At 40.2% G+C, this 23,622-nt stretch carries 22 protein-coding genes; 10 read left to right on the forward strand and 12 right to left on the reverse strand.

The genetic code is table 11. The annotated features are described in order from the left end of the window. Nucleotides 1–12: 12 nt before the first annotated feature. The 6 genes from WAO84_RS07435 to WAO84_RS07460 all read right to left on the reverse strand — a co-directional run bounded on the left by WAO84_RS07435 (nucleotide 13) and on the right by WAO84_RS07460 (nucleotide 4,131). A complete protein-coding gene (locus tag WAO84_RS07435; protein WP_340064823.1) occupies nucleotides 13–840 on the reverse strand; it encodes a helix-turn-helix domain-containing protein in 828 nt (275 codons plus the stop codon). A 121-nt stretch (nucleotides 841–961) separates the two neighbouring features. Further along, complete coding sequence (locus WAO84_RS07440; RefSeq protein ID WP_340064825.1) at nucleotides 962–1,738, reverse strand: TPM domain-containing protein; 777 nt, start codon at nucleotides 1,736–1,738, stop codon at nucleotides 962–964. Next, complete coding sequence (locus tag WAO84_RS07445) at nucleotides 1,735–2,178, reverse strand: TPM domain-containing protein (RefSeq protein ID WP_340064875.1); 444 nt, start codon at nucleotides 2,176–2,178, stop codon at nucleotides 1,735–1,737. Before WAO84_RS07445 ends, WAO84_RS07440 begins: the two co-directional genes overlap by 4 nt. Before the next feature lie 6 nt (nucleotides 2,179–2,184). Next, the gene (locus WAO84_RS07450) at nucleotides 2,185–2,805 is read right to left on the reverse strand and encodes a LemA family protein (protein ID WP_340064826.1); all 621 of its coding nucleotides are present in this window, start codon (nucleotides 2,803–2,805) and stop codon (nucleotides 2,185–2,187) included. 19 nt (nucleotides 2,806–2,824) lie between these two features. After that, nucleotides 2,825–3,154 (reverse strand): MerR family transcriptional regulator, encoded by a 330-nt coding sequence (locus tag WAO84_RS07455; protein ID WP_340064827.1) that lies wholly within the window; start codon nucleotides 3,152–3,154, stop codon nucleotides 2,825–2,827. Continuing rightward, nucleotides 3,154–4,131 carry a M23 family metallopeptidase gene (locus WAO84_RS07460; protein ID WP_340064828.1) on the reverse strand — a complete coding sequence of 326 codons (978 nt, stop codon included), beginning with the start codon at nucleotides 4,129–4,131 and terminating at the stop codon, nucleotides 3,154–3,156. Before WAO84_RS07460 ends, WAO84_RS07455 begins: the two co-directional genes overlap by 1 nt. A 213-nt stretch (nucleotides 4,132–4,344) precedes the next feature. On the opposite strand from WAO84_RS07460, the gene alaS reads away from it, so the two are divergent. The 3 genes from alaS (at nucleotide 4,345) to WAO84_RS07475 (ending at nucleotide 9,341) form a co-directional block, all read left to right on the forward strand. Beyond that, a complete protein-coding gene (gene alaS / locus WAO84_RS07465) occupies nucleotides 4,345–6,960 on the forward strand; it encodes an alanine--tRNA ligase (RefSeq protein ID WP_340064830.1) in 2,616 nt (871 codons plus the stop codon). 121 nt (nucleotides 6,961–7,081) lie between these two features. Then, nucleotides 7,082–8,032, forward strand: a complete 951-nt coding sequence (locus WAO84_RS07470; RefSeq protein ID WP_340064832.1) for a GSCFA domain-containing protein — start codon at nucleotides 7,082–7,084, stop codon at nucleotides 8,030–8,032. A 109-nt stretch (nucleotides 8,033–8,141) separates the two neighbouring features. After that, nucleotides 8,142–9,341, forward strand: coding sequence for a hypothetical protein (locus WAO84_RS07475; RefSeq protein WP_340064834.1), 1,200 nt, complete (start codon nucleotides 8,142–8,144; stop codon nucleotides 9,339–9,341). Nucleotides 9,342–9,461: 120 nt separating this feature from the next. Here WAO84_RS07475 and WAO84_RS07480 read toward each other — a convergent pair whose 3' ends face one another. After that, on the reverse strand, nucleotides 9,462–11,222 hold the full coding sequence (locus WAO84_RS07480) for an aromatic amino acid hydroxylase (protein WP_340064876.1): 1,761 nt from the start codon (nucleotides 11,220–11,222) through the stop codon (nucleotides 9,462–9,464). Between the two features lie 188 nt (nucleotides 11,223–11,410). On the opposite strand from WAO84_RS07480, the gene WAO84_RS07485 reads away from it, so the two are divergent. Then, nucleotides 11,411–11,989: a DUF1572 family protein gene (locus WAO84_RS07485; protein ID WP_340064836.1), complete on the forward strand. Its 579-nt coding sequence runs from the start codon at nucleotides 11,411–11,413 to the stop codon at nucleotides 11,987–11,989. A gap of 41 nt (nucleotides 11,990–12,030) precedes the next feature. Here WAO84_RS07485 and WAO84_RS07490 read toward each other — a convergent pair whose 3' ends face one another. From WAO84_RS07490 to WAO84_RS07500, 3 genes are all read right to left on the reverse strand, one after another. Then, nucleotides 12,031–12,591, reverse strand: coding sequence for a DUF4136 domain-containing protein (locus tag WAO84_RS07490; RefSeq protein ID WP_340064838.1), 561 nt, complete (start codon nucleotides 12,589–12,591; stop codon nucleotides 12,031–12,033). A 212-nt stretch (nucleotides 12,592–12,803) separates the two neighbouring features. Further along, nucleotides 12,804–14,801: a urocanate hydratase gene (locus WAO84_RS07495; protein WP_340064839.1), complete on the reverse strand. Its 1,998-nt coding sequence runs from the start codon at nucleotides 14,799–14,801 to the stop codon at nucleotides 12,804–12,806. 149 nt (nucleotides 14,802–14,950) lie between these two features. After that, the gene (locus WAO84_RS07500) at nucleotides 14,951–15,112 is read right to left on the reverse strand and encodes a C1orf53 family protein (RefSeq protein WP_340064840.1); all 162 of its coding nucleotides are present in this window, start codon (nucleotides 15,110–15,112) and stop codon (nucleotides 14,951–14,953) included. Nucleotides 15,113–15,169: 57 nt separating this feature from the next. Between WAO84_RS07500 and WAO84_RS07505 the strand changes: the two genes are divergently transcribed. The 4 genes from WAO84_RS07505 to hemL are packed head-to-tail and all read left to right on the forward strand — an operon-like array spanning nucleotide 15,170 to nucleotide 18,525. Then, the gene (locus WAO84_RS07505) at nucleotides 15,170–15,502 is read left to right on the forward strand and encodes a hypothetical protein (protein WP_340064841.1); all 333 of its coding nucleotides are present in this window, start codon (nucleotides 15,170–15,172) and stop codon (nucleotides 15,500–15,502) included. A gap of 2 nt (nucleotides 15,503–15,504) precedes the next feature. Continuing rightward, nucleotides 15,505–16,419, forward strand: coding sequence for a 1-aminocyclopropane-1-carboxylate deaminase/D-cysteine desulfhydrase (locus WAO84_RS07510; RefSeq protein ID WP_340064877.1), 915 nt, complete (start codon nucleotides 15,505–15,507; stop codon nucleotides 16,417–16,419). After that, entirely contained in the window at nucleotides 16,416–17,237 is an 822-nt protein-coding gene (locus tag WAO84_RS07515) for a glucosaminidase domain-containing protein (protein WP_340064842.1), read from the forward strand. Before WAO84_RS07510 ends, WAO84_RS07515 begins: the two co-directional genes overlap by 4 nt. A 1-nt stretch (nucleotide 17,238) precedes the next feature. Then, nucleotides 17,239–18,525, forward strand: coding sequence for a glutamate-1-semialdehyde 2,1-aminomutase (gene hemL, locus WAO84_RS07520; protein WP_340064843.1), 1,287 nt, complete (start codon nucleotides 17,239–17,241; stop codon nucleotides 18,523–18,525). A 61-nt stretch (nucleotides 18,526–18,586) separates the two neighbouring features. Here the strand turns inward: hemL and WAO84_RS07525 are convergent, their stop codons facing one another. Both WAO84_RS07525 and WAO84_RS07530 read right to left on the reverse strand, forming a co-directional pair. Then, entirely contained in the window at nucleotides 18,587–19,042 is a 456-nt protein-coding gene (locus WAO84_RS07525; RefSeq protein WP_340064844.1) for a hypothetical protein, read from the reverse strand. 133 nt (nucleotides 19,043–19,175) lie between these two features. Beyond that, nucleotides 19,176–21,665 (reverse strand): zinc-dependent metalloprotease, encoded by a 2,490-nt coding sequence (locus WAO84_RS07530; protein ID WP_340064845.1) that lies wholly within the window; start codon nucleotides 21,663–21,665, stop codon nucleotides 19,176–19,178. A 222-nt stretch (nucleotides 21,666–21,887) separates the two neighbouring features. Here WAO84_RS07530 and WAO84_RS07535 point away from each other — a divergent pair, with 222 nt between their 5' ends. Together WAO84_RS07535 and WAO84_RS07540 are read left to right on the forward strand one after the other, a co-directional pair. Next, the gene (locus WAO84_RS07535) at nucleotides 21,888–22,514 is read left to right on the forward strand and encodes a hypothetical protein (protein ID WP_340064847.1); all 627 of its coding nucleotides are present in this window, start codon (nucleotides 21,888–21,890) and stop codon (nucleotides 22,512–22,514) included. A gap of 418 nt (nucleotides 22,515–22,932) precedes the next feature. Next, nucleotides 22,933–23,442 (forward strand): hypothetical protein, encoded by a 510-nt coding sequence (locus WAO84_RS07540; protein ID WP_340064848.1) that lies wholly within the window; start codon nucleotides 22,933–22,935, stop codon nucleotides 23,440–23,442. Nucleotides 23,443–23,622: the final 180 nt, after the last annotated feature.

Below are 23,622 nucleotides of genomic sequence, written 5' to 3' on the forward strand. Positions count from 1 at the left end.
CCTATCACTTTTTTAAAGATCCCTATCAATTTGCACTAAACTTCGAAACTGAGTAGGTGATATGCCTTCTTTATGCATAAAAAAGCGGGAAAGGTTATTGGGTTCTGTAAAGTTAAGGTAAAAGGCAATTTCGGAAATAGTTTTCGTTGTATAGCGCAACTGATCTTTAATTTCCTGTAGAAGCCGTTTGTGTATGAGTTCCTGTGCGGTTAGCCCCAGACTTTGTCTGGTAATGCGATTTAATTCGTTTCGGTTTACTTTTAAAAGGTTCGCGTACTCGGCGACTTTATGCAACTGGCAGATGTGTGTTTCCAGGGCCTGTTTAAACCGATACATTTCCTCATGCAGACGGGTCTCAAACGACAAATTGTAAAAGGTAGCGTACGAGCGGTTTAGCTTGGTGAGTACAAAATACAGCAGGGCACGAATAATATGGGGGCTGTCTGATCTGAAATGCTTTATTTCTTCTATGATCTCACTCAGGCATTTGTTAATAAGAGTGTATTCATGTGGAGGGATGGTATAAAACGACGGGGTTTTAATACTGTAAAAGTATTGCATTCGAAACACAAAAAGCTTATCGGCAAAAAAGGTGTCCAGAAAATCTTTTTTAAATACCAGATGGTAACCGCGTACGGAACTCTCGGGAATAGCATTTCGTTTTTTTTGTCCGGGAGCAGCGAATAAAACTGTGAAAGGTGTAACGGGTGTAAGAATACCGTTCATATCTGCCGTACCCGTACCTTTTTCAAATATCATGATCTCAAAGAAGTCTATCGTATGTAGTTCGGGCTCAAGATCCAGATATGGGTTGTCTTCAAATCGATGAAGGTCCATCATCAATTCAAAACCGTATTTTTTATGGTCAAAAGTAAATACCCGCACTTTTTATGATTGGTGTCTATACGTACAAAAAGGATATGGTAGGATACCTGGTGTGCAGGCTTGAAAAATATTGTGATTACCAGCCTCCACTGGCGCCCCCACCACCAAAGCCACCGCCTCCAAAGCCGCCACTAAAACCCCCGCCGCTTCCGAAACCGCCACTGCTACCCCAGCTTCCGCGTCCCATGTTGCTAAGGATAATGATGTCTGTTAGGCTTCCGCCATGCCTGCTCCTGCCGTGGCCGCCTCCCTTACCGCCTTTTATGCGGGAAAGTATAATAATAATGATCACAAACAGGAAAACAACCATAAAAACAAAGTTTCCCGGAGCCCCTTTTTTTTGTTGGCCCTGTGCCTTAAATTCTCCTGTGAGTACTTTAAAAACAGCATCTGTACCGCTGTCGAGCCCCTGGTAGTAATTACCGTTTTTAAATTGAGGAATAATGACATTGGTAATGATACGTTTGCTCAGAGCATCGGTAAGTGTAGCTTCAGTGCCGTAACCGGTAGAAATGGCTATTTTTCTATCGTTTTTTGCCAGCAGGATAAGAACGCCATTGTCTTTTTTGTTTTGGCCAATACCCCATTTTTGGCCCCATTGTGCTCCCAGATAATTTATGTTTTCTCCCTCGGTCGATGCTATTATGGCAATCACTATTTGCGTAGAGGTAGAGTCTGAGTAGTGAATGAGTTTACTCTCCAGGTTCTTTTTTTGAGCTGGGTTGAGTAAGTTTATATAATCATAAACACTGGTTTGCAGTGTAGGCTTTTCAGGTATGGTGAACTGGGCGCTTACTCCTGCGCTGTAAAACAGGACAGCTACTAAAAAAAGAGCTTTATATAAAATTTTCATGAGGTGCTTTTGGAGATTTGATCTGAGAGTTCATTAGGGTTTCCGTGGTGCCAGGGAAAATGTTTTTCCAATTGTTCTCCAGCCCGCAGAATACCTTCTACCAGCCCTTGTTTAAAATGTCCTTTTTTAAAGTGGGAGGCAATGATATCGCGGGTACAATCCCAAAAATCAGAAGCTACTACTGCATTGATGCCTTTATCTCCATAAATTACAAACGAGCGGTCTTCAACGGCAATGTATATTAATACGCCATTCTCTTCCCGTGTATTATCCATTTTGAGCCAGTGAAATATTTCTAACGCATGTTCCAAAGGGTCCATATCGGTATGCCTTTCAATATGCACACGAATCTCTCCTGAAGTATTGCTTTCTGCTTTACGAATGGCAGCAATTACTTCCTGTTCCTCCTCGGCGGTTAAAAAATCTTCTATTTTTGACATCATTTTTTAAAAGTCAAAATTTACATCAGGGGCTTTTTCCGCACCTTCGTCTGCTTGGAATCGTGTCATTTGCTCAAACCCTAAAAATCCGGCAAATAAGGTATTGGGAAATCTTCTGATGTGTTTATTGTAAACACTCACAGATTCATTGTAGCGATCCCTGGCTACATTAATACGATTTTCGGTGCCCTCCAGTTGCGATTGTAATTCAATAAAATTTTGATTGGCTTTCAGGTCGGGATATCTTTCAACGGTAACCAGCAATCGTGACAGCGCAGAAGAAAGCCCGGTTTGCGCTTCCTGAAACTGTGCCAGTTGCTCCTGGGTTATATTGGCAGGGTCTATCGTAGTTGATGTTGCCTTGGCACGGGCCTCAATAACTTCTCTTAGGGTATTTCGTTCAAAATCGGCAGCGCCCTGTACTGTTTTTACCAAATTACCTATCAGGTCATTTCGTCTTTGATAGGAGCTCTCTACATTAGACCAGGAAGTTTTAGCATCCTCTTCTTTATCTACTGCGGTATTATTAAAGTTATAAACCAGTAGGAACGTGATACCTATAAATACTACTAAAGCTATGGCAAATATTCCAAGGCACCCTATGCCTGCTATTGATCTTTTTTTCATGATTGATTTTCCCGTTTGATTATAATTGTTCTTTGATCTTAATGAGTGTTGATTTAATGAATTCTAATTTACGAATAATCTCAAAATTAGTTAATGTCTTTTGCTTTTCTTCTTTAAGATGTATTTTGGCACCTTCCAGTGTAAAGCCGCGTTCTTTTACCAGATAATAAATTAACTGGAGGTTTTTGATGTCTTCAGGAGTAAACCGTCGGTTACCCTTAGCATTCTTAACAGGTTTTAAAACATCAAATTCTTTTTCCCAAAAGCGTATGAGTGAAGTATTTACTTTAAAGGCTTTTGCTACTTCACCAATATTGTAATAGCGCTTTTCGGGGAGGTCAATATGCATTAATCAAGCGATTGATTTTCCTGAGTGGCAATTTTTAACATAGACTGGAATTCTTTTGCTGTAAGGCTTCCGTAATAAAAGTTAATCGGGTTAATACGCTTACCGTCTTTAAAGATCTCATAGTGAAGATGGGGTGCTTCAGACCGGCCGGTACTGCCTACAAAACCTATAAGATCTCCTCGTTTTACTTTTTGCCCTCTTTTTACGTTGTATTTGCTTAGGTGTGCATACAGGCTTACGTACCCATACCCGTGATCAATACGAATATGTTTTCCATAACCGGCAGAGCGATTATCTGCTCTTGTGACCTCACCATCACCACTGGCGAATATGGGGGTTCCTCTGGGAGCGGTAAAATCCATACCATAATGGAACTTTCGAGCTTTGGTAAAAGGGTCTGAGCGCCATCCGTATCCCGATGCCATTCGGGTGAGGTCTTCATTATTTAGTGGCTGAATAGCCGGTATAGAAGCCAGTAATTTTTCTTTTTTGGCCCCTAGAATTGCAATCTCGTCTAACGAGCGTGATTGTACAACCAGACGTTTTTGTAGTATTTCAAGACGTCTGGTGGTATTGATAATAAGATCTGAGTTGTTATATCCTTCCAGGGTTTTGTAGCGATTAACACCTCCAAAACCGGCTTTACGTTGCTCTTCGGGAATAGGGTTTGCTTCAAAATACAAACGGTACAGATTATTGTCGCGATCTTCAAGATTTGCCAGAACCGCTTCCATTTGTGCCATTTTCCTATTCAACAGGTCAAACCGGAATTCATAATTTTTAAGCTCACGCTCCTGAGAAAGCTCTTTAGGCGTATTTACAAAATTTGTATTCAATAAAATAACTAACATGACTACCGCAAAGAGAAAAGAGCCCGTAAAAAACAGTATTAAATTACGAATTCTACGCCCTTTTTTGGGTTCAATTTTACGATAAGAAAGCGTATCCGGATCGTAATAATATTTTACTTTCGACATATACTCAAAAAGTTCTATTTTTGCATTCCTGATGCAGGTTGAAGCCTGGTGCAGGCCAGGCTAACAAGCAAATATAAAAATTGTTTTTCGAGTGACCATATTTTAAGAAAAGGTTAAGTGTTAATTATACGGTAAAACATGTTTTTGTGGGTCTTTTTACCATGCAAATGCACTAAAACCACTGTACAGTGTAGATAATTTTAATTAAAAAGGATGAAATCCAAAGAAGTACGTGCCCGGTTTTTAGATTTTTTTGAAAGTAAAAATCATAAAATAGTGCCTTCGGCACCTATGGTCATAAAAGATGACCCCACTCTTATGTTTACCAATGCCGGGATGAACCAGTTTAAAGAGTATTTTTTGAATCATGCCACGCCTCAGTTTAACCGTGTGGCAGATACTCAGAAATGCTTACGGGTAAGCGGGAAACACAATGATCTGGAAGATGTGGGAATAGATACGTATCACCATACCATGTTTGAAATGCTGGGGAACTGGAGCTTTGGAGATTATTTTAAAAAAGAAGCCATTAGCTGGGCATGGGAACTGCTTACCGAGGTTTACGCAATAGCCAAAGACCGTTTGTATGTCACCTACTTTGAAGGAGCGAAAGATGAAGGGCTGGAAATGGATGAGGAAGCCTTCGCTCTTTGGAAAGCGATCATTCCTGAAAACCGAATTATTCCGGGGAACAAGAAAGATAACTTTTGGGAGATGGGAGAGCAGGGACCCTGCGGGCCTTCTTCTGAAATACATGTAGATATACGAACTGAAGCCGAACGCGCTGAACAATCCGGAAGAGAACTGGTGAACCAGGACCACCCGCAGGTGGTGGAAGTCTGGAACCTCGTGTTTATGCAGTATAATAGAAAAGCAGACGGCAGTCTTGAAAAATTACCCGCGCATCATGTAGATACCGGAATGGGGTTTGAGAGACTTTGCATGGTGTTACAGGGAGTAACCAGTAATTATGACACAGATATTTTTGTTCCGCTTATTCGCGAGATAGAGACCATTACCGGCCGTTCATATCACAGCGAGGCCAAAACAGATATTGCCATAAGGGTAATTGCAGATCATGTAAGAGCCGTTGCTTTTGCAGTGGCAGACGGGCAACTACCCGGAAATAGCGGTGCGGGTTATGTAATAAGGCGTATTCTCAGGAGAGCGGTACGTTACGGATTCACCTTTTTGGACACCAAAGAGCCTTTTATCTTTAAATTAGTAGATACCCTCTCTAACCTTATGGGAGAAGCATTTCCAGAACTAAGGAAACAAAAAAACCTTATTGTAAATGTTATTCGCGAAGAAGAGTTCTCATTTCTTAAAACCCTGGAACAGGGGCTTGTATTATTAGAGGGTATAGTGGCAGAGACCAAAGGAAAACAGGTAAACGGGGCTAAAGCCTTTGAATTGTATGATACTTTTGGGTTTCCCAAAGACCTTACTGCACTTATTCTACGGGAAAAAGGTTTAACGATTGATGAAAAAGGCTTTGAAGCAGAAATGCAAAAACAGAAAGACCGTTCACGAGCAGCTACTGCCTTAGTGACCGATGACTGGCAAGAGTTGCATGCCGGCAATGAAAGCCGATTTACAGGATATGATACACTGGAAGAAAAAGTAGTGATTACCAAATATCGGAAAGTTACTTCTAAAAAAGAAGGGGAAATGTATCAGTTGGTATTTGACAAAACCCCTTTTTACCCCGAAGGAGGAGGGCAGGTAGGAGATAAAGGATATCTTGAAGCAGCCAATGGCGATGTGGTGTATATTGTAGATACCAGGAAAGAAAATAATTTAATCGTGCATTATGCCAAAAACCTGCCCAGACATAAAGAAGATACCTTTAAAGCTGTGGTAGATAAGAAACAGCGAAGCAGAACGGCAGCCAACCACAGTGCTACCCACCTGTTGCATCAGGCACTGCGAAGCGTTTTGGGAAACCATGTAGAGCAGAAAGGTTCTATGGTACACAGCAGATATCTGCGATTTGATTTCTCACATTTTACGAAAGTAAGTGATGATGAGCTCTCGCAGATCGAAGATTTTGTAAATGCACGAATTCGGGAAGGTTTACAGCGAATGGAACAAAGAGATACTCCATATGCAGAAGCCATAGAAAAAGGTGCGATAGCACTTTTCGGCGAGAAATACGGAGATACGGTACGAACGATTACTTTTGGTAACTCTACCGAGCTTTGCGGGGGTACCCATGTGTCTAATTCTCGCGATATATGGCATTTTATAATTACTTCTGAAACTGCGGTAGCAGCAGGTATTAGAAGAATAGAAGCAATAACCGGTGATGCCGCTATTACCTACTTTGATGAACAAACAAACAGTTTTAAAGCAGTAAAGACAGCGCTTAAAAACCCTAAAGACCCTGTAAACGCTATTATACAATTACAGGAAGAAAATGAATCGCTTCGTAAACAATTGGAGGCGGTGGTTAAAGAAAAAGCAAAAAACTTTAAAGCAACACTCAAGGAAGAACTAAAAGAAGTTGACGGGGTATCGTTTTTGGCAAAAGAAACCGATCTCGATGCGGCTAGTATGAAAGATCTTGTGTTTACACTTGCCAATGAAGTGCCTAACCTGTTTATTGTACTTGCGTCGAAAAACAATGGAAAAGCGATGCTTACCTGTTATATTTCAAAAGATCTTGTAGCTTCCAAAGGGTACGATGCCGGGCAGGTAGTGCGAGAGTTAGGTAAGCTCATTCAGGGCGGCGGCGGCGGACAGCCCTTTTTCGCCACGGCAGGAGGAAAAAACCCTGACGGCATACCACAGGTAATACAGCAGGCAGAACAGTTTCTTAAATCGTAAAGTATATAAAATAAGCTTTCTGCCCTGGAGGATGTAATCAATGGTCTTTTAACGAAAAGCAGTTATTGTCTGATAACTCTTGTTACAAAGTAAGACATACTGGTTTTAAAAAAAACAGGATATGAAATTACTAACCGAATGGCCCTTACAACCTCAAAGTCCGGGGATTGATTATACGAGCAGCCTTTTTTTAATGGGGTCCTGCTTTACTGAAAATATAGGCGACAAGCTTTCTTATTATCAATTTCCTGTTATTCAGAACCCTTTTGGTATTGTTTTTCAGCCCGAAGCTATTGAAAAACTGATAAATAGAATCGTGCACCGCATCTATTTTACCAGCGAAGATATTTTTTTTCACAATGAAAGATGGCAGTCTTTTGAGGTGCATTCAAAACTCAACGCAACCAGTAGTGAGATACTTCTGGAGAATCTCAATACCCGCATAGAAGCCTCACATAAAAACCTCCGTCACGCCACACATGTAATTCTCACAATGGGCACCTCATGGGTGTATGAACATAAAGAAACCGGAAAAAGAGTGGCTAATTGTCATAAAGTACCTCAAAACCAATTCACAAAAGAACTTATGCCGGTAGCAGATATTACGAGAAGCCTGTATGAGATAGAGAACACTCTTCGCGAAATTGCTCCGAAATCAACCCTTTTATTAACAGTTTCTCCCGTCAGGCACTTAAAAGACGGTTTTACGGAGAATCAGTTGAGCAAAGCACACCTTATTACAGCCTTACATTCTTTTCTTGCCAAACATACGAATGCATACTATTTCCCGGCGTATGAGCTCATGATAGACTCATTGCGTGACTACCGTTTTTATGAGGAAGATATGGTTCACCCCAATGCAATGGCCATAACCTATATCTGGGAAAAGTTTTGTGGCCAATGGGTTAAAAAAGAGTGTGAAGGTACTATGCGTGAAGTAGCTGCGATCCGAAAAGGGCAGGCACATACCTTTTTTAATCCTAACAGCCAACAGGCAAAAAGCTTTGAAGAAAAACTACAGAAAAAAAAGGATATGCTGCTAAAAAAATATCCTTTTATGACTTTTTTATAATGTAATTTACTGATTCATAATAGGTTTTATTTTGCGAAAAAAAAGTGGTTTTTACCACCTTTATTTTTACGTATTTTTAGCGATGATTAAATCTAAATTATTCTAAAAAATGTGTAAAAAATTACTTCTATTATTTTTATTTCTAATAGGCTTGCAGGTACAAGCCCAAATAAATTTTGAGAAAGGCTATTTCATAGATAACCTGGGTAAGAGAACAGATTGTTTGATACGTAACAGTGGCTGGAAAGAGAATCCCGACAGTTTTGAATACAGATTAACAAGAGATGCCAGTACCCAAACAGGTAGTCTTGCAATGGTAAAAGAATTTGGTATTGAAGGCGAAGCAAAATATGAGAGGCATACGATACTGGTAGATAAATCCAGTAACGATGTAAGGTATTTAAGTCGTGAAGAAGCACCTAGCTTTGTCGAAGAACGGGTATTTCTCGAGGTTAGGGTTCAGGGAAAAGTAAACCTTTACAGATATCAAAATAAACGTATTACCCGCTTTTTCTACAGTAAGGCAGGAGATGAAAGTGCGCCTACCCAATTAGTATATAAAAAGTACAAGACGGCAGATAATATGATTGCCGAGAACAATGATTTCAGACGCCAGTTATGGACGGTACTTGCATGCGATAAAATGGAACTTGAAAAAATACGAAAAACAGATTATAGAAAGCGGGAGTTGGAGTCTCTGGTGGTAGCCTATAATGAATGTATGAATACCGAATCTGTGGTATATAACAAAAAAACACCTTCAGGAGAATGGTTCAATTTGACATTAAAATCAGGTGTGCGCTTTGCTTCTCTGACAGCCGATTTTATTGACGGGACTATGAGAGATGTTGATTTTGGTGATAAAACGGCCTTGCAATTTGGGCTGGAAGCAGAGTTTATACTTCCTTTTGGGCGTAATAAATGGGGCTTATTTACCGAGTTTGCATATCAATCCTTTCCAGATACAGAGTTACAAACAGAACGACAAAGAATAGTGGCAGACTATCAGTCCGTTGAGCTTTATTTAGGTATAAGACATTATATGTTTTTGAGTGATAAAGTGAAATTGTTTATCAATGGGGGTATGTTAGCAGATTATCCCATTAGTTCATCTTTAGATTATGAAGAAAGTGATGATTTTAAAATGTCTTCTACCGTATCTACATTTGTTGGGTTGGGTGTTAATGTGCTAGGTAAGGTAAACCTGGAGTTGAGATATATGTCAGACCGGGACATAAACAAAAACCTGGTAGCTATAGGTAACGATTATAAAGCGTATGCCATAGTGCTGGGATATACTATTTTGTAACGATCATAAAAAATAATCAGGAGATCTTTTAAACACTAATTTAGGGTCTCCTGAACTGAATTAAGTAAATACACTGGCTTGATGACGGTGTATTTACATTTTTCAATTTTAAAAGTTATCTTATTTGACGACCATACTTTCGTTTACCAGGGAAACACCCCCGTCAATAAGGTGACCCACTTCAGGGCGCTCTTGTTTCACACTTTCCAGGTGCTGTAAAATTTCCGAGGCAAAATCTTCTTCATGCGACTTTTTGGCCAGCTCATAGATTTCTACCGGAAGTAACCAGTCCGTAGGGTGGTTTTGTTGTAACTGCTCAAATATTTTATGCCGTGATATCGTTTTGTTATCTCCGTTTCTGTAATCACGTATTTGTTGGTACAATGTTTCCAGTTCTATACGTTCAGGTGATTTTTTAACTTTAATGGTCTTTTCACCGGGAAGGTGGGTAATCAGGTCAAAGCTATGTACATCTGCGGGCCCGCTGTAAGCAGAAACTACGTTTTTACCAACCGCCATATCGTAGGTGCCCCATTCAGGTTTAAATAACTCTTTACCGTGGTGCGTAACGGTGCAATTGTTAAAGCTAATAAGTATGATTTTCCCCTGTAAGTTACGGGTGCCGGTAATAATAGTTCCGCTTACCACAATATTACCTTCAAATTCAAGGGTAACCTCTTCACCTTCATAAATGTTATAGGCTTTAAGGTCACGCGGACTCATATCTTCAATGGCAAGGTTTATACCTTTAAGCCTGCCAATAGGACTGCCATAACCATGCCTGTGGTTTGCGGTACCATGCCCTACCAGTTCTTTTTCCCGGTATGACAAAGCAGTTTTTCCATTAGTTTGTATATATACGGGTTGGTTATTTTCAGCAACTACCTCTGTAAATGTACCCGATATCTGCAAGCCGGTACTTAGTTCTATAGTACCCAGGGCTTTGGAGTCTATAAGTTTTTGAATACCTTCCAGGCCGCCACGGCGTAGGGCCATAGTGTTGGCAAATTCTTCCAGTACTTCATTAAGGAATGCAAAATTGGGTGTTACATAGAGCTGTGGTTGGGGTTTGGTAATGTCAAATGACTGGTATGCTGCGGTAATATCATAAGGTATTTTTTTTACCTTATCTGTCATGCACCAGGTACTCTCACCAATAGAAGATAGTAATCCTGCTCCGTAAATTTTCGGGTTTTTGACCGTACCAATAAGCCCGTATTCTACAGTCCACCAGTGCAGGTTGCGAATAAGCGCCATTTCACTGGGAGCTCCCTGCCGGTTTTGTAATTCTTCAACATGTTTTTCGGCCTCATCAATTTGGGCTTGAGGTGTACCCGGTGCTTCTTTGATGATACTAAGGTGTCTGATGGCCTCATACATTTCATAATCGCTTGCACTGGAAATAGCTTTACAGCCAATTTCTCCAAACCTCCTGAGGTATTCTGCATATTCAGGATTTGCGATGATTGGTGCGTGTCCTGCACCTTCATGAATGATATCCGGAGCCGGGGTGTACTCAATATGTTCCAGTTGTCTTATATCTGAAGCAATAACCAGTACGTTGTATGCCTGAAATTCCATGAAAGCAGAAGGAGGAATAAAACCATCTACAGCCACTGCAGCCCATCCTATTTCTTTTAAGATACGGTTCATGCCGTACATATTGGGAATATGATCTATAGAAATACCCGTTTGTCGCAAACCCTTCATATACGATTCATGTGCTACCTTACTGAGATAATCTACATTTTTGAGCATTACGTAACGCCAGACAGCCTGATCGATCGCCGAATAATCATCGTAATCCTGTGGCTTTATGAATTGTTTTAAGTGCTCAGGCAGTTTATCGAGTATTGGGTTGCTTTTGTATCCTTTATCCATCATTTTACATATTTTACAAGCTTTGTAAAGGTACAAAAAGATGAGAATAGAGATTTCACAAAAAGACTTAAAATAGAAAGGCTGCTAACAAATACCTTGCAAAAGTACTTATATGAAATTTTATTATTTGCCTGAAAATCGTAACTTGAAAAAACCAGAAGAAGAGAATTCGTTAAAATTACGGTTTTATGGTAATTACATATTTAGAAAGTGTACATAAACAATTTCAATATTATAAGTTGTTAGGTGATAAGGTTTTGGAACGGCTTACTGTTGAGGAAATGCATTGGCAATACCATGAAGGAAGTAATAGTATAGCTACCATAGTAAAGCACCTGCACGGCAATATGCTTTCGCGTTGGACGGATTTCCTGACTACTGACGGTGAAAAAGAATGGCGTGATAGGGACGGGGAGTTTAAAACCGATAAAGCAGAAAAGGAAAAGGTTATTGATTTATGGGAAGAAGGTTGGGCCTGCTTGTTTGCTGCATTGCCTGGTATAAATAGCAATAACTTTGCTCAAACAGTCTATATTCGGAATATGGGGCACACGGTGGTAGCTGCCGTAAACCGGCAATTAGCACATTACGCATACCATGTAGGACAGTTGGTGTATCTTGCAAAGATGATAAAAGGGGAGAATTGGGAAAGTTTATCAATTCCAAAAAACCAATCAGAAGTTTACAATCAGGATAAATTCAGTAAACCCAGGCGGGAAGCTCATTTTACAGACGATCTTCTTAAAAAGAATACTCCTGAGAAATAAAAAGCGAAAACAACGGTTAAACCCGTTGTTTTCGATAACTTTTAGCGTTGTGCCAGGCTTTGGGGAGGGTATTGTAAAAGAATTTCGCGTACAAATTCACGAATTCGGGCTTCTTTTTTCTCCATATTATCTGTTAAATATCCGGTGCCTTTACCCTGCCATACCAGCTCTTTGTTTTCAGCATTTATAATGTCAATATAGAGTACTCCTTCTGTACGGGTAGTTACTGTGCTGAAGTTGCCTCCCCAGCCCCAACCGGGACCCCAGCCCCAGCCCCAGCCCCAACCAGGACCCCAGCCCCAACCCCAGTTGTTCCAGACATCGACTCTTTCTTTTTCATTAGTGAAAATACTAACCAACAGATCGGGCTCTTCAGATTTCACAAAGCCCTTTGAGGTTAATTCTGCTTCTATGGCCCGAAGTATCCTTTTCTTATCAAGATCAGAGATCTCGGCTTTATCAATACCGGGTTTGAAGAAGGCAAATGACTTGAACTCTGTAAAATTCACCTGACGGTCAAAATCAGTTGCCACCCGTACCGAGGCACAAGATGTCAGAACCATTGCCGCCACCAATGGTAAAATAAATCTCATTGCTTTCATATAAGTATATATTTAATCAATTTAATGTATCATTTAGTTATCAAGAATCGTGCTAATCTCTTTAAACAACCCAAAAAAATATTGTTTTGATCTTTTGGTCTCTGCAAAGCGTTTATTGAGCATACTCTTAAAGATACGGAAAATACGAATGAAAAAAAAGTTTTAACAAAGCCTTAGCAAGCTGTTTAATGCTTTAAATCAATAGTTTGCTGTTACAGTTTTAAGATATCATCCTTTACTGTGTTAGGGATAGTTACCTGCAACAAGGGTTCTTCTTTCATGGCTCTTTCAATGGCAAAATTGGCTTCTTTATTGCGGGCCCAGCTCCTTCTGGCGAGACCGTTGGTCACATCCCAGAAAAGCATGGACCTAAGATTTTTTGAGGCGGCTTCACTACCATCCAGCAGCATACCGAAACCTCCGTTAATGACCTCTCCCCAACCTACACCGCCACCGTTGTGAAGGCTTACCCAGGTGGCGCCCCGAAAACTGTCGCCAATAACATTTTGTACGGCCATATCTGCCGTAAAACGCGAACCATCATAAATATTGGAGGTTTCACGATAGGGGGAATCGGTACCACTAACATCATGATGATCTCTCCCCAATACAACGGGGCCTATTTCGCCTTTGGCTATGGCCTTGTTAAATGCTTCTGCAATTTTAATCCGCCCTTGTGTATCAGCATAAAGAATACGAGCCTGTGAACCTACTACAAGTTTGTTTTGCCTGGCACCCTGAATCCACTGTATATTGTCTTTCATTTGCTGACTGATTTCTTCGGGAGCTTCTTCAATGAGTTCTTTGAGTACTTCTATTGCCAGTGTGTCTGTCCTGTTCAGGTCTTCCTGCTTTCCGGAACAACATACCCATCTGAAAGGGCCGAACCCATAGTCAAAACACATAGGCCCCATGATATCCTGTACGTAACTGGGATATTTGAAACTTTTTTTGTCTTTGCTCATGATATCGGCACCGGCTCTGGAGGCTTCCAGTAAAAAAGCATTTCCGTAATCAAAAAAGTATGTCCCTCTGCCTGCGTGTTTATTTATAGCAGTAACCTGTCTTCTTAAAGAGGCCTGTACTTTTTCTTTAAAAAGCTGCGGATCATTTGCCATTAATGTGTTGGCCTCATCAAAAGTTACATCTACAGGGTAATAGCCGCCCGCCCATGGGTTGTGAAGTGAAGTCTGGTCTGATCCAAAGTCTATATAGATATCTTTTTCATAAAATGCTTCCCAAACATCTACCACATTACCGGCGTAGGCTATAGAAACTACTTCTTCATTTTTCCTGGCTTTTTTTACCCGTTCGGCCAATTCATCAACCGATTTGATAACTTCATCTACCCAGCCTTGTGAAAACCTTGTTTCTGTAGCCTTGGGATTTATTTCTGCACACACCGTGATGCATCCGGCAATATTTCCAGCTTTGGGTTGCGCGCCGCTCATACCCCCTAATCCTGAAGTAACAAAGAGTTTTCCTCTCAGATTTTTTTCATCTTGGGTATTTCCCAGTTTTCTGCCTGCGTTCAGCACTGTAATGGTAGTGCCATGCACGATTCCCTGAGGGCCAATATACATATAGCTTCCGGCGGTCATTTGCCCGTATTGGGTTACTCCCAATGCATTAAAGCGTTCCAGGTCGTCTGGTTGGGAATAATTGGGTATCATCATGCCATTGGTAACTACTACTCTGGGTGCATTTTTATGAGAAGGGAAAAGCCCCATAGGGTGGCCACTATACATTGCCAGCGTTTGCTCATCTGTCATTCGGGCAAGATATTGCATAGTGAGCAGGTATTGGGCCCAGTTTTGAAATACAGCCCCGTTCCCGCCATAAGTAATAAGTTCGTGGGGGTGTTGCGCCACTGAAGGGTCCAGATTATTCTGGATCATTAACATAATGGCCGCCGCCTGTAGGGACCGGGCCGGATAGTCTTTTATATCACGTGCATACATTTTGTAATCAGGACGAAAACGGTACATATATATGCGCCCGTATTCCCGAAGTTCTTCGGCAAATTCTTCGGCAAGTATTTTGTGATGTTCCGGTTTGAAGTATCTGAGTGCATTTCGCAGCGCTAGTTTTTTTTCTTCCGGAGAGAGAATATCTTTTCTTTTCGGGGCATGGTTTATTTTAGGGTCATAAACTTTTGCCGGGGGAAGTACATTGGGAATGCCCTGAAGTATATATTCTTTGAATGTCATAAGGATAAAAAAATGAAGTTAATGTGCAATTAAGATACGAAACTTAAAAAAAGCCTTTTGAAAAGAGACATCTAGGGGTATCGTATATCTGCCCTGTGACAGGTAAGGGCCGTGGTCATTTTATAAGTCATTTCGCAATTGTCCAAAAGCTAACGTGAATTTGTTTTTTTATTATAACCGTAGGGGCAATGCCTGCAACCGCTTTCACAGCAATATCCTCTCTTTAAATGAAATTGCTCAGTAAATACTTTGTACCCTTCGGCACTCAGATAGAAATCTCCTTCTTCTATCGGTATTATTTTACGCTTCATTAAATCCTGTAAAATTGTATTTTTACAAAGGTAAATGAAAAAACGGATCTATCCTTTATGATTCTCGTTATTGGTTTCTTAGTTCCCAGGTCATATTTGGGTATCACTATCTGGCCCTTTATTATAATAAGGAACAGGTATCTTAAAAATGATCAAACACTTATCAGGCATGAACGCATACACCTTAAGCAACAGTTGGAACTGCTGGTAGTGTTTTTTTACCTGTGGTACGGTTTGGAATACTTCTTTAAAAGGATACGCTATAAAAACCATAAAAACGCCTATATGAATATTTGTTTTGAGCGTGAAGCCTATGCACATGAAAGTGATACCGTCTATCTTAAGAACAGATTGCCGTGGCAGTTTATTAAATATGTTACGGCACCGTGAAAATTAAACTCCCAATTATAAAAAATGAAGAGGTATGCCTGCCATTGTTACAGGATAAAGGTGTTAGCTTGTTTGTAAAGCGGGAAGACACGATACATACTTACATTTCGGGTAATAAGTACCGTAAACTCAAATACAATGTTTTGGAAGCTTTCCGCTTAAAAAAATGCTGCCTACTTACTTTTGGCGGGGCCTATTCCAACCATATTGCAGCGGTAGCTGCTGCAGGAAAGATATACGGGTTTTCTACCGTTGGGGTAATACGAGGCCAGGAGCTGGGAGATAAAACAGATAATAACCCTACCTTGCGGTATGCCCGGGATTGCGGCATGCATCTGGAATTTGTGAGTCGTGAAGCATACCGGCGCAAAAACGATCCTGATTTTCAGAAAGAACTGCTTACCCGGTTTGATAATTGTTATCTCATTCCTGAAGGAGGAACCAATTCTCTGGCAGTCAAAGGTTGTGAAGAAATAGTAACCGGTAAGGATGCAGAATTTGATTATATTACTGCCTGTGTAGGTACCGGAGGTACGTTGGCAGGACTGATTAACAGTTCAAAAGAGAACCAAAAAGTTTTGGGATTTCCCGCCTTAAAAGGCGATTTTTTGAAAGAGGATATTCGTAAATTTGCCAGTAAAGAGAACTGGCAGCTTATAAAAGGATATGAATATGGAGGGTATGCCAGAGTTACCCGCGAGTTAATATCCGGAATGAATGCGTTTTACGCAGAAACAGGAATTTTAACAGACCCGGTATATACCGGTAAAATGATAATGGGTGTACTAGATCTTTTGAAAAAAGGTTATTTTAAAAAAGGTTCGCGCATCCTGGCTATACATACAGGAGGTTTACAGGGAATAGCGGGAATGAATGTAAAATTGGAACAAAGTAATATGCCATTGATTAACATATGATCAGGAATATCTGTATTTTATTAGGTGCGGTTTTCATACTATCTTCCTGTGGCTCCAAAAAGAAGGTGGTCCAGAAAAAACAGGAAAAGAACAGAAAAGAAACGCAAAAACCCGCCACACCCAGAGAATGGGAACCGAATGTGATCGCTGAAGAATTCGTTTTTTTTGATATCTCATCTACTGAAGAATACATAGAGGTATTTAAGGAGATCGCAAAGCAGAATATGCGGGATTACGGTATTCCGGCTAGTATTACCCTGGCACAAGGAATTTTAGAAAGCGGCTCGGGAAAAGGAGATCTCACGCGTCGTACCAATAACCATTTTGGTATAAAATGCCATAAAGGCTGGCAGGGTGACAGGGCTTATCATGACGATGATGAGATAGGAGAATGTTTTCGTAAATACAATCACCCCATGTATTCTTTTAGTGACCATTCACAGTTTTTAACCTCACGTTCCCGATATGCTTCTTTATTTAAGTTGGGAAAGGATGATTACAAAGGATGGGCCCGCGGATTGCGAAAAGCAGGGTATGCAACAGATGTTCGCTATCCGCAAAAGTTAATATCCCTTATAGAAAGATACAGCCTTTATCAATATGATAAAGAAGTTTTAAAAAACAAAAATCGAGAGGCAATAGCATCTCATAAAAGGTCACACTCAGATGAGATAATACACACGGTTAAGAAAGGCGATACCCTGTACTCCATCTCGCGAAGATACGGGTTGAGCGTGAAGGAGCTCATGGCTTCAAACCGTCTTAGTTCTACTAATATTTCAATAGGTCAGGAATTGATCATAAAATCTTCAAAATAAAATGATATATAAAAGAAGTAGTGCTTTGTTTACTGCCGCTTCAGAAGTTATCCCCGGCGGGGTAAATTCTCCGGTACGTGCTTTTAAGGCAGTAGGCGGCACCCCTGTTTTTGTAAAAAAAGCAAAAGGTGCATACCTGTATGATGAGGACGGTAATACACTAATTGACTACATAGCCTCTTGGGGGCCAATGATCCTCGGGCATGCATATGAACCGGTCATTAGTGCCATCAAGGAAAAAGCAGAAAAAGGAACCTCTTTTGGGATGCCAACTGAAATAGAGACCCAAATTGCAAGTCTGGTGGTATCTATGGTACCCTATATTGATAAAGTACGATTTGTAAATAGCGGTACAGAGGCTTGTATGAGTGCCGTAAGGCTTGCAAGAGGGTACACGGGCCGGGAAAAGATTATCAAATTTGCGGGTTGTTATCATGGTCATTCAGATGCATTTCTTATTCAGGCGGGCAGCGGAGCCGTTACTTTCGGAACACCCAACAGTCCGGGAGTAACCAAAGGTACTGCAAAAGATACTCTGTTGGCCGATTACAATAATTATGAACAGGTAGAACAACTGGTAGATGCCAATAAGGGTGAGGTTGCGGCTATTATTATAGAACCTGTTGCCGGAAACATGGGATGTATAATACCAGACAAAGGTTTTTTAGAGGCGCTTAGAAAGCTTTGTGATGCCGAAGGGATACTGCTTATTTTTGATGAGGTAATGACTGGTTTTCGCCTGGCAAAGGGAGGCGCCCAGGAACGTTTACAGGTACGGGCCGACATAGTAACTTTTGGAAAAGTTATTGGAGGTGGGTTACCGGTAGGAGCCTTTGCCGCCAGAAATGAGATTATGGAATATCTGGCACCCGAAGGGCCCGTTTATCAGGCGGGTACCTTAAGTGGAAATCCGCTGGCTATGGCTGCGGGTCTGGCCATGTTAACTGAACTTAACGAACAACCTGAAATTTTTAAGAGCCTGGAAGAAAAGACTATGTATCTGCGCAACGGACTTCATGAAGCATTGAGTGCCGGAAAACTGAGCTATCAGATCAATCAACTGGGCTCAATGATCTCGGTACATTTTACGGATGTTCCGGTAGTTGATTTTGGCAGTGCAGCAACCGGTAATAACGCGTATTTCAGAAAGTTTTTCCACGGCATGTTGAAAGAAGGCGTGTATTTACCTCCCAGTGCTTTTGAGAGCTGGTTCTTAAATGATGCGTTGAGTTATGAAGATCTTGACAAAACTATAGAGGCAGCTTCCATAACCCTGGCTGGCATGTAAAAAAATCCCTGAAAGGTTCAAGTAAAAAAGAACTGTTTCAGGGATATGGAAATCATAAGAATTAACGTTTGCTTCTCCTTTTTGATGTAAAGTGCTTATGTCTCCCGGATTTTGCTTTTTCCTGCGATTTCCATAGAGCGTATTGCTCTTCATTAAGAATTTTTTTCATTTTTTGTTGTAGAGCGATCTCCATATCAAGTTTTCGGTTCATTCGCTCAAAATAGTCATCTGCAGAAGCCGGGTTTCCTTCACCGGCTTTTCGGGAAGCTTTGTACTTTTCTCTCTCTTCTGCCTGTTGTGTAGTGAAGAGGAGTAATTGTGATTGTTGATTTTCATTCAGGTCTAGTGCAAGCGTGAGTCTTTTGGTCTGTAAGATGGCTTTTTGTTCCGGTGTCATTTCCGTTAGTACGGCCCTGCGCTCTTTCTCCTTAGTCCTGTCCTTTCTTTCTGGTCTTTCCTGTGCCATGCCCTGCAAAGCAAAGAGAGCTATGGCCATAATGAATACAAATTTTCTCATGATCTGCTTTTTACGGTTTATATTTTTAAGACACGGGCAAAGTAAAAAAGTTTAAAACGGAATGTGTTTTGTACTGCAAATTCACAAAAAAAAGCGCCTTCAAGGCGCTTTTTACAAAAAGTTAAAGGATATCTTATTTGGGATCTAAAATATCGTTAATTCTTTCCAGAGCATCCTGAAGGTGGTATCTGCTCATACGATCCTGGGTTCTGCCTGTGGCATTACGGATCTCAGTTCTTAATGTTTTTAGTTCTGCACGTACTACGGCTCTGATATCGGATTGCTCTACATCAATATTGGTTTGTGTGGCAAATCTTCTAAACTGTTGTGGTATCTGTGCTTGTTTTTCAGTCATCAGGAAATGCATACGTTCAATATAGGCACGCTGAAGGTTTCTTCGGTAGGTGTCTATTTTTTTGCCGCTTTTGAGTTCGCTCCAGATACCTTTACGAAGGTCACCCATCATGTCTATAAGATTATAAGCTTCACTTCCGTTTATTGCTTCATTTTCAATAATACGTCCCAATCGGCCAAAATCCAGCATATTGTTAAGGGTCCTTACCTGAAGGCCTCTTAAGCGATCTACGCTTCCCGCATGTTCTATTTTATTGAAAATATTTTCGTCAAGCATCCATTCAGGTGTAGTAAATAGCTCAGCCTGTAAAAACTTCATGGCTTCTTTTTGCTTGTTTTTGTTTACATGTGTATAAACGGCTCCTTCCTGGTCATAGGTTTTGTAGTATTCATAGACCCCTCCAATATTGGATGATACATGCCCCATATATCTGTTAAACTGTCCCAATACCTGGCCGTAAAGATCTTCAAGATCCTGATAGTCTTTTCCTTTTTCGGAGGTCCATTCTATAAGGTTGGGAACAATGCGTTTAAGATTAGCAATACCGTATAAACTTGCTTTTACGGCGTCGTCTCCAAGGTCTTCGGTTTGAGAACTGGGATCAATAACACCAAATTGTTGTCTTCCAAAACGATACATGGGGTCATCTGCATGAGCCAGTATCCAGCTATCTAGTGTGGGTTTTTCATCTTCTGCGGAAACTCCGGGAATAGGACGGTATCCCCATTTAATGGCATATTTGTCATACACTCCAATATCTGGCATAAGGGCTACGCCTTTGTCTTCGGGCTGGGCTACATAATTAAATCGGGCATAATCCATAATAGAAGGTGCAGTACCGTATTTTTTAGTAAATGAAGCCGATCGTAATGAATCTACAGGATAGGCAACACTGCTTCCCATATTGTGAGGTAGTCCGAGGGTATGTCCTACTTCGTGAGCCGAAACAAAACGTATAAGTCTTCCCATGGTTTCATCTTTAAACTCAACACCGCGGGCATCCGGATTAATGGCGGCTGTCTGAACAAAGAACCAGTTTCTGAGGAGTGTCATTACATTATGGTACCAGTTAATATCTGATTCCAGTATTTCCCCGCTTCTGGGGTCACTAACATGAGGCCCATTGGCATTGGGAATAGGAGATGCAAGATATCTTACTACTGAATAACGCACATCTTCGGGAGACCAGTCAGGATCTTCTTCAGGAGTTGGCGGATCTTTGGCAATAATGGCATTTTTAAAACCTGCTTCTTCAAAAGCTACCTGCCAGTCTTCAATACCTTGTTTAATGTATTTGCGCCATTTTTCCGGTGTGGCACGGTCAATATAATAAACGATTTGTTTTTTAGGCTCAACCAGTTCACCGCGTTTAAATTTTTCGATATCTTCTTCTTTCACTTCCAGTCTCCAGCGGTCGAGATAGCGTACGGTTTTACTTTTTTGGGCATCAAGGCCATAATCGGTTTGTCCTCTGGCAAACCATCCTACTCTTTGATCAAAGTACCGGCGCTTCATAGGGACTTTAGGTAAAAGAACCATAGAATTGTTAAGTTCTATAGATATGGAACCAGTGCTTTGGTTAGAAGGGGGGTTGCCGGCATTGTAGGTTTTTACATGTCGGGCTTCAATATTTAGCGGATAGCTTTTAAGGTGCTCAATATAAGAACGACTGTCATCTACACGGGTTACTTTATATCTTTTTCGGTTACCTTCGGTCATACCGAGTGCCTTCACGTCTTTTTCAAAAAGCTCGTTTACCTGAATTACGGTAGAGGTAGAATCTTTGCCAAAGGCCTTAATGGGAAAACGATAAAGTACTGGCTCAAAATTGGAATTCACAACGGCTTCCTGAACCGGAAGTGAATCGGCTGCATACACATTATGAGAAACAACCCTAAGCAGAACGTGTTGTGGTTTTTTTTCCCAGCGCAATACTTTTGTGTTTTGTTTTCCGCCACCAAAGCCAATACCACTGGCAGTTTTGGCGATACGGGTAACCATCAGCATTTCACGTCCAAAAAGAGAATCAGGAATTTCATAAAAGTACTTTTCTCCGTCAACATGAACATCAAAGAGACCTTCATCAGTTATGGCCTTTGCAGTGATAACTTTACTGTAAGGCTGAATTCCATTTTTTTGAGGAGCAGATTCTTTGGCAGGAGGGGATTTTTTTGAAGATTTCTTTTTGGATCGTTGTGCTTCCAGGCTTTGAACACCACCCAGAATAATACAGACCAACAGAAATTTCGTGAGGAAATTTTTGATCATAGGAGTTGATTGTTTTAATGATTATTCCTCAAATTACAGTAAAATCTACAGCTTTCCATGTTAACAATTTCTTAAGTTTTTTACACTATAAGTGAAAAACATGGTATAAACAACAAAAAAAAGCACTTTTAGTTAAAAATTTCACAAAAACCGTAACATTTTTAATCTTCAGTAGTCTTAATAGTATCAATCAAATGACGAAATAAAACAAAACAACCAGTTATGAACAAATTTTTAATTATTTGTGGATTGTTATTCGGACAGGAAGCAGCCACACAGCAAGAAGACCCGGGATCCTCTGCAAGCTATCAGGAAGCTACTCAAACAACTATGACCGTTGCGTATGTTAAAACTGAAGCTAAAACCAAAGAGTATGCTTTAGTACTTTCTGGAAAAGAAGAGGCCTCACCTCTTGATCTTAACAGCATTGAGTATATAGAGGAAGAAATAGACTTAGATCTTGGTTTTGATCCGGATCAATATCTTCCCAGAGGATTTGACCCATACAAACCCTATTTTGATATTAATAGTATAGAATACATTAAAGATGAGAAATGCCCAGACCTGGGTTTTGACACCAGCGAATATTTACCTGAAAATTTTGATCCCTACGATAGTTACTTTGATATTCACAGTATTGAATACATAGATGATGAAGCACAACTGGACATGGGGTATAATGTAGCTGAATATTTACCTGAAGATTTCAACCCTCATGAACCCTATTTTGATATTCATTCTGTTGAGTATGTAGATGAAGATGAAGACGCTCAAATAGTCATGGGTTTTGAGCCTGGTAATTACCTTCCAAAAGGTTTTGATCCTTACGTGACAACCACCAGTTTCTAATATGTCCCCTTACGTTCGAAAGTATTTTCGACACAATCCTAAAATGTTATGAATAGTTAGTTACGGGGTTCCGCCTTAAAGGCGGAACTTTTGCCCCCGTGATAACCGTTAAAAGTTCTTTTAAATACCTTCTTTTATTAAAAAAAACAGCTATTAACATTTTAATAAAGTTGAGTTTACAATTGTGTTTTTAACAAAAAAAATCTGTTAAATGAGCATTTTTATCAAACTTTTGACCCAGCCTTTATCACCTTGGCAACAGTTGTTGTTTTTTATTGCTAAAATGATCTCTAAACACCAATAAATAAAGGGGTTACGGGGGTATAAATATTTCTTAAAGTTTGCTGTTAATTAAATTTTCTGTCAGAAATTTGCAGTGTAAAATTAAATGTTGAAACAACGTAAACTAGAATAAATAATGAAAAATGTCCTTCTTACTTTAACACTTGTCCTTTGCATGGTGCCTGCCCTGGCAATGCATCGACAAATTGATCCTGTATCGGATTCACTTCTTTTGAAAAGTATTGTTTTCATTGAAGATGAGATCGAGGTAGAACTTGGGTTTGATCCTGGAAAATATCTTCCGCGGGGGTTTGATCCTTATGTAGCGTATTTTGATATTCACTCTATTGAATATATAGAGGAAGAATCTAATGTTACATTAGAATTTGAAGTATCAAAGTACCTTCCTGTTGGTTTTAATACCCGTAAAAATGCACTTCAGCTTTCTGATATTCCTTTTGAGGAAGAAGAGACAGAAGTAGAGTTAGGTTTTGATACTGCCATCTATTTGCCAAAAGGTTTTAATCCTTACCATACGCATTTAGATATACATAATATAGAATATATAGAAGAAGATACTACTGAAGAGATAGAAGCAGACCTGGAAAACTTCCTAAAAGTATTTTATGTGCTTCAGGCAAAATAAATAATAGAGTGTTAATTTGATTTAGTCAAAAAAGCCCTGAAAATATCCTGTTTTCAGGGCTTTTTAGTTTTAGATAAAGGGTGGTTTAATTTCTTAAGGAAAAAAACGGATAGAAATTACAGAGATACACCCCTGGCAGTATAGATACACCAGCCTATTTTTGAAAAAGAGAATTGACTC

This window comes from Ascidiimonas aurantiaca (assembly GCF_037646345.1).
Classification (GTDB): domain Bacteria; phylum Bacteroidota; class Bacteroidia; order Flavobacteriales; family Flavobacteriaceae; genus Ascidiimonas; species Ascidiimonas aurantiaca.

Excerpts from the sequence above, each read along its gene's own strand:
- WAO84_RS07490 (WP_340064838.1), bottom strand. The coding sequence starts at position 12,591 with ATGAAAGCAATGAGATTTATTTTACCATTGGTGGCGGCAATGGTTCTG.
- WAO84_RS07450 (WP_340064826.1), bottom strand. The coding sequence starts at position 2,805 with ATGAAAAAAAGATCAATAGCAGGCATAGGGTGCCTTGGAATATTTGCC.
- WAO84_RS07540 (WP_340064848.1), top strand. The coding sequence starts at position 22,933 with ATGAAAAATGTCCTTCTTACTTTAACACTTGTCCTTTGCATGGTGCCT.
- WAO84_RS07445 (WP_340064875.1), bottom strand. The coding sequence starts at position 2,178 with ATGTCAAAAATAGAAGATTTTTTAACCGCCGAGGAGGAACAGGAAGTA.
- WAO84_RS07440 (WP_340064825.1), bottom strand. The coding sequence starts at position 1,738 with ATGAAAATTTTATATAAAGCTCTTTTTTTAGTAGCTGTCCTGTTTTAC.
- WAO84_RS07500 (WP_340064840.1), bottom strand. The coding sequence starts at position 15,112 with ATGAAGCGTAAAATAATACCGATAGAAGAAGGAGATTTCTATCTGAGT.
- WAO84_RS07530 (WP_340064845.1), bottom strand. The coding sequence starts at position 21,665 with ATGATCAAAAATTTCCTCACGAAATTTCTGTTGGTCTGTATTATTCTG.
- alaS (WP_340064830.1), top strand. The coding sequence starts at position 4,345 with ATGAAATCCAAAGAAGTACGTGCCCGGTTTTTAGATTTTTTTGAAAGT.
- WAO84_RS07535 (WP_340064847.1), top strand. The coding sequence starts at position 21,888 with ATGAACAAATTTTTAATTATTTGTGGATTGTTATTCGGACAGGAAGCA.
- WAO84_RS07435 (WP_340064823.1), bottom strand. The coding sequence starts at position 840 with ATGATGGACCTTCATCGATTTGAAGACAACCCATATCTGGATCTTGAG.
- WAO84_RS07480 (WP_340064876.1), bottom strand. The coding sequence starts at position 11,222 with ATGGATAAAGGATACAAAAGCAACCCAATACTCGATAAACTGCCTGAG.
- WAO84_RS07475 (WP_340064834.1), top strand. The coding sequence starts at position 8,142 with ATGTGTAAAAAATTACTTCTATTATTTTTATTTCTAATAGGCTTGCAG.
- WAO84_RS07505 (WP_340064841.1), top strand. The coding sequence starts at position 15,170 with ATGATTCTCGTTATTGGTTTCTTAGTTCCCAGGTCATATTTGGGTATC.
- WAO84_RS07515 (WP_340064842.1), top strand. The coding sequence starts at position 16,416 with ATGATCAGGAATATCTGTATTTTATTAGGTGCGGTTTTCATACTATCT.
- WAO84_RS07525 (WP_340064844.1), bottom strand. The coding sequence starts at position 19,042 with ATGAGAAAATTTGTATTCATTATGGCCATAGCTCTCTTTGCTTTGCAG.
- WAO84_RS07485 (WP_340064836.1), top strand. The coding sequence starts at position 11,411 with ATGGTAATTACATATTTAGAAAGTGTACATAAACAATTTCAATATTAT.
- WAO84_RS07470 (WP_340064832.1), top strand. The coding sequence starts at position 7,082 with ATGAAATTACTAACCGAATGGCCCTTACAACCTCAAAGTCCGGGGATT.
- WAO84_RS07455 (WP_340064827.1), bottom strand. The coding sequence starts at position 3,154 with ATGCATATTGACCTCCCCGAAAAGCGCTATTACAATATTGGTGAAGTA.
- hemL (WP_340064843.1), top strand. The coding sequence starts at position 17,239 with ATGATATATAAAAGAAGTAGTGCTTTGTTTACTGCCGCTTCAGAAGTT.
- WAO84_RS07495 (WP_340064839.1), bottom strand. The coding sequence starts at position 14,801 with ATGACATTCAAAGAATATATACTTCAGGGCATTCCCAATGTACTTCCC.
- WAO84_RS07460 (WP_340064828.1), bottom strand. The coding sequence starts at position 4,131 with ATGTCGAAAGTAAAATATTATTACGATCCGGATACGCTTTCTTATCGT.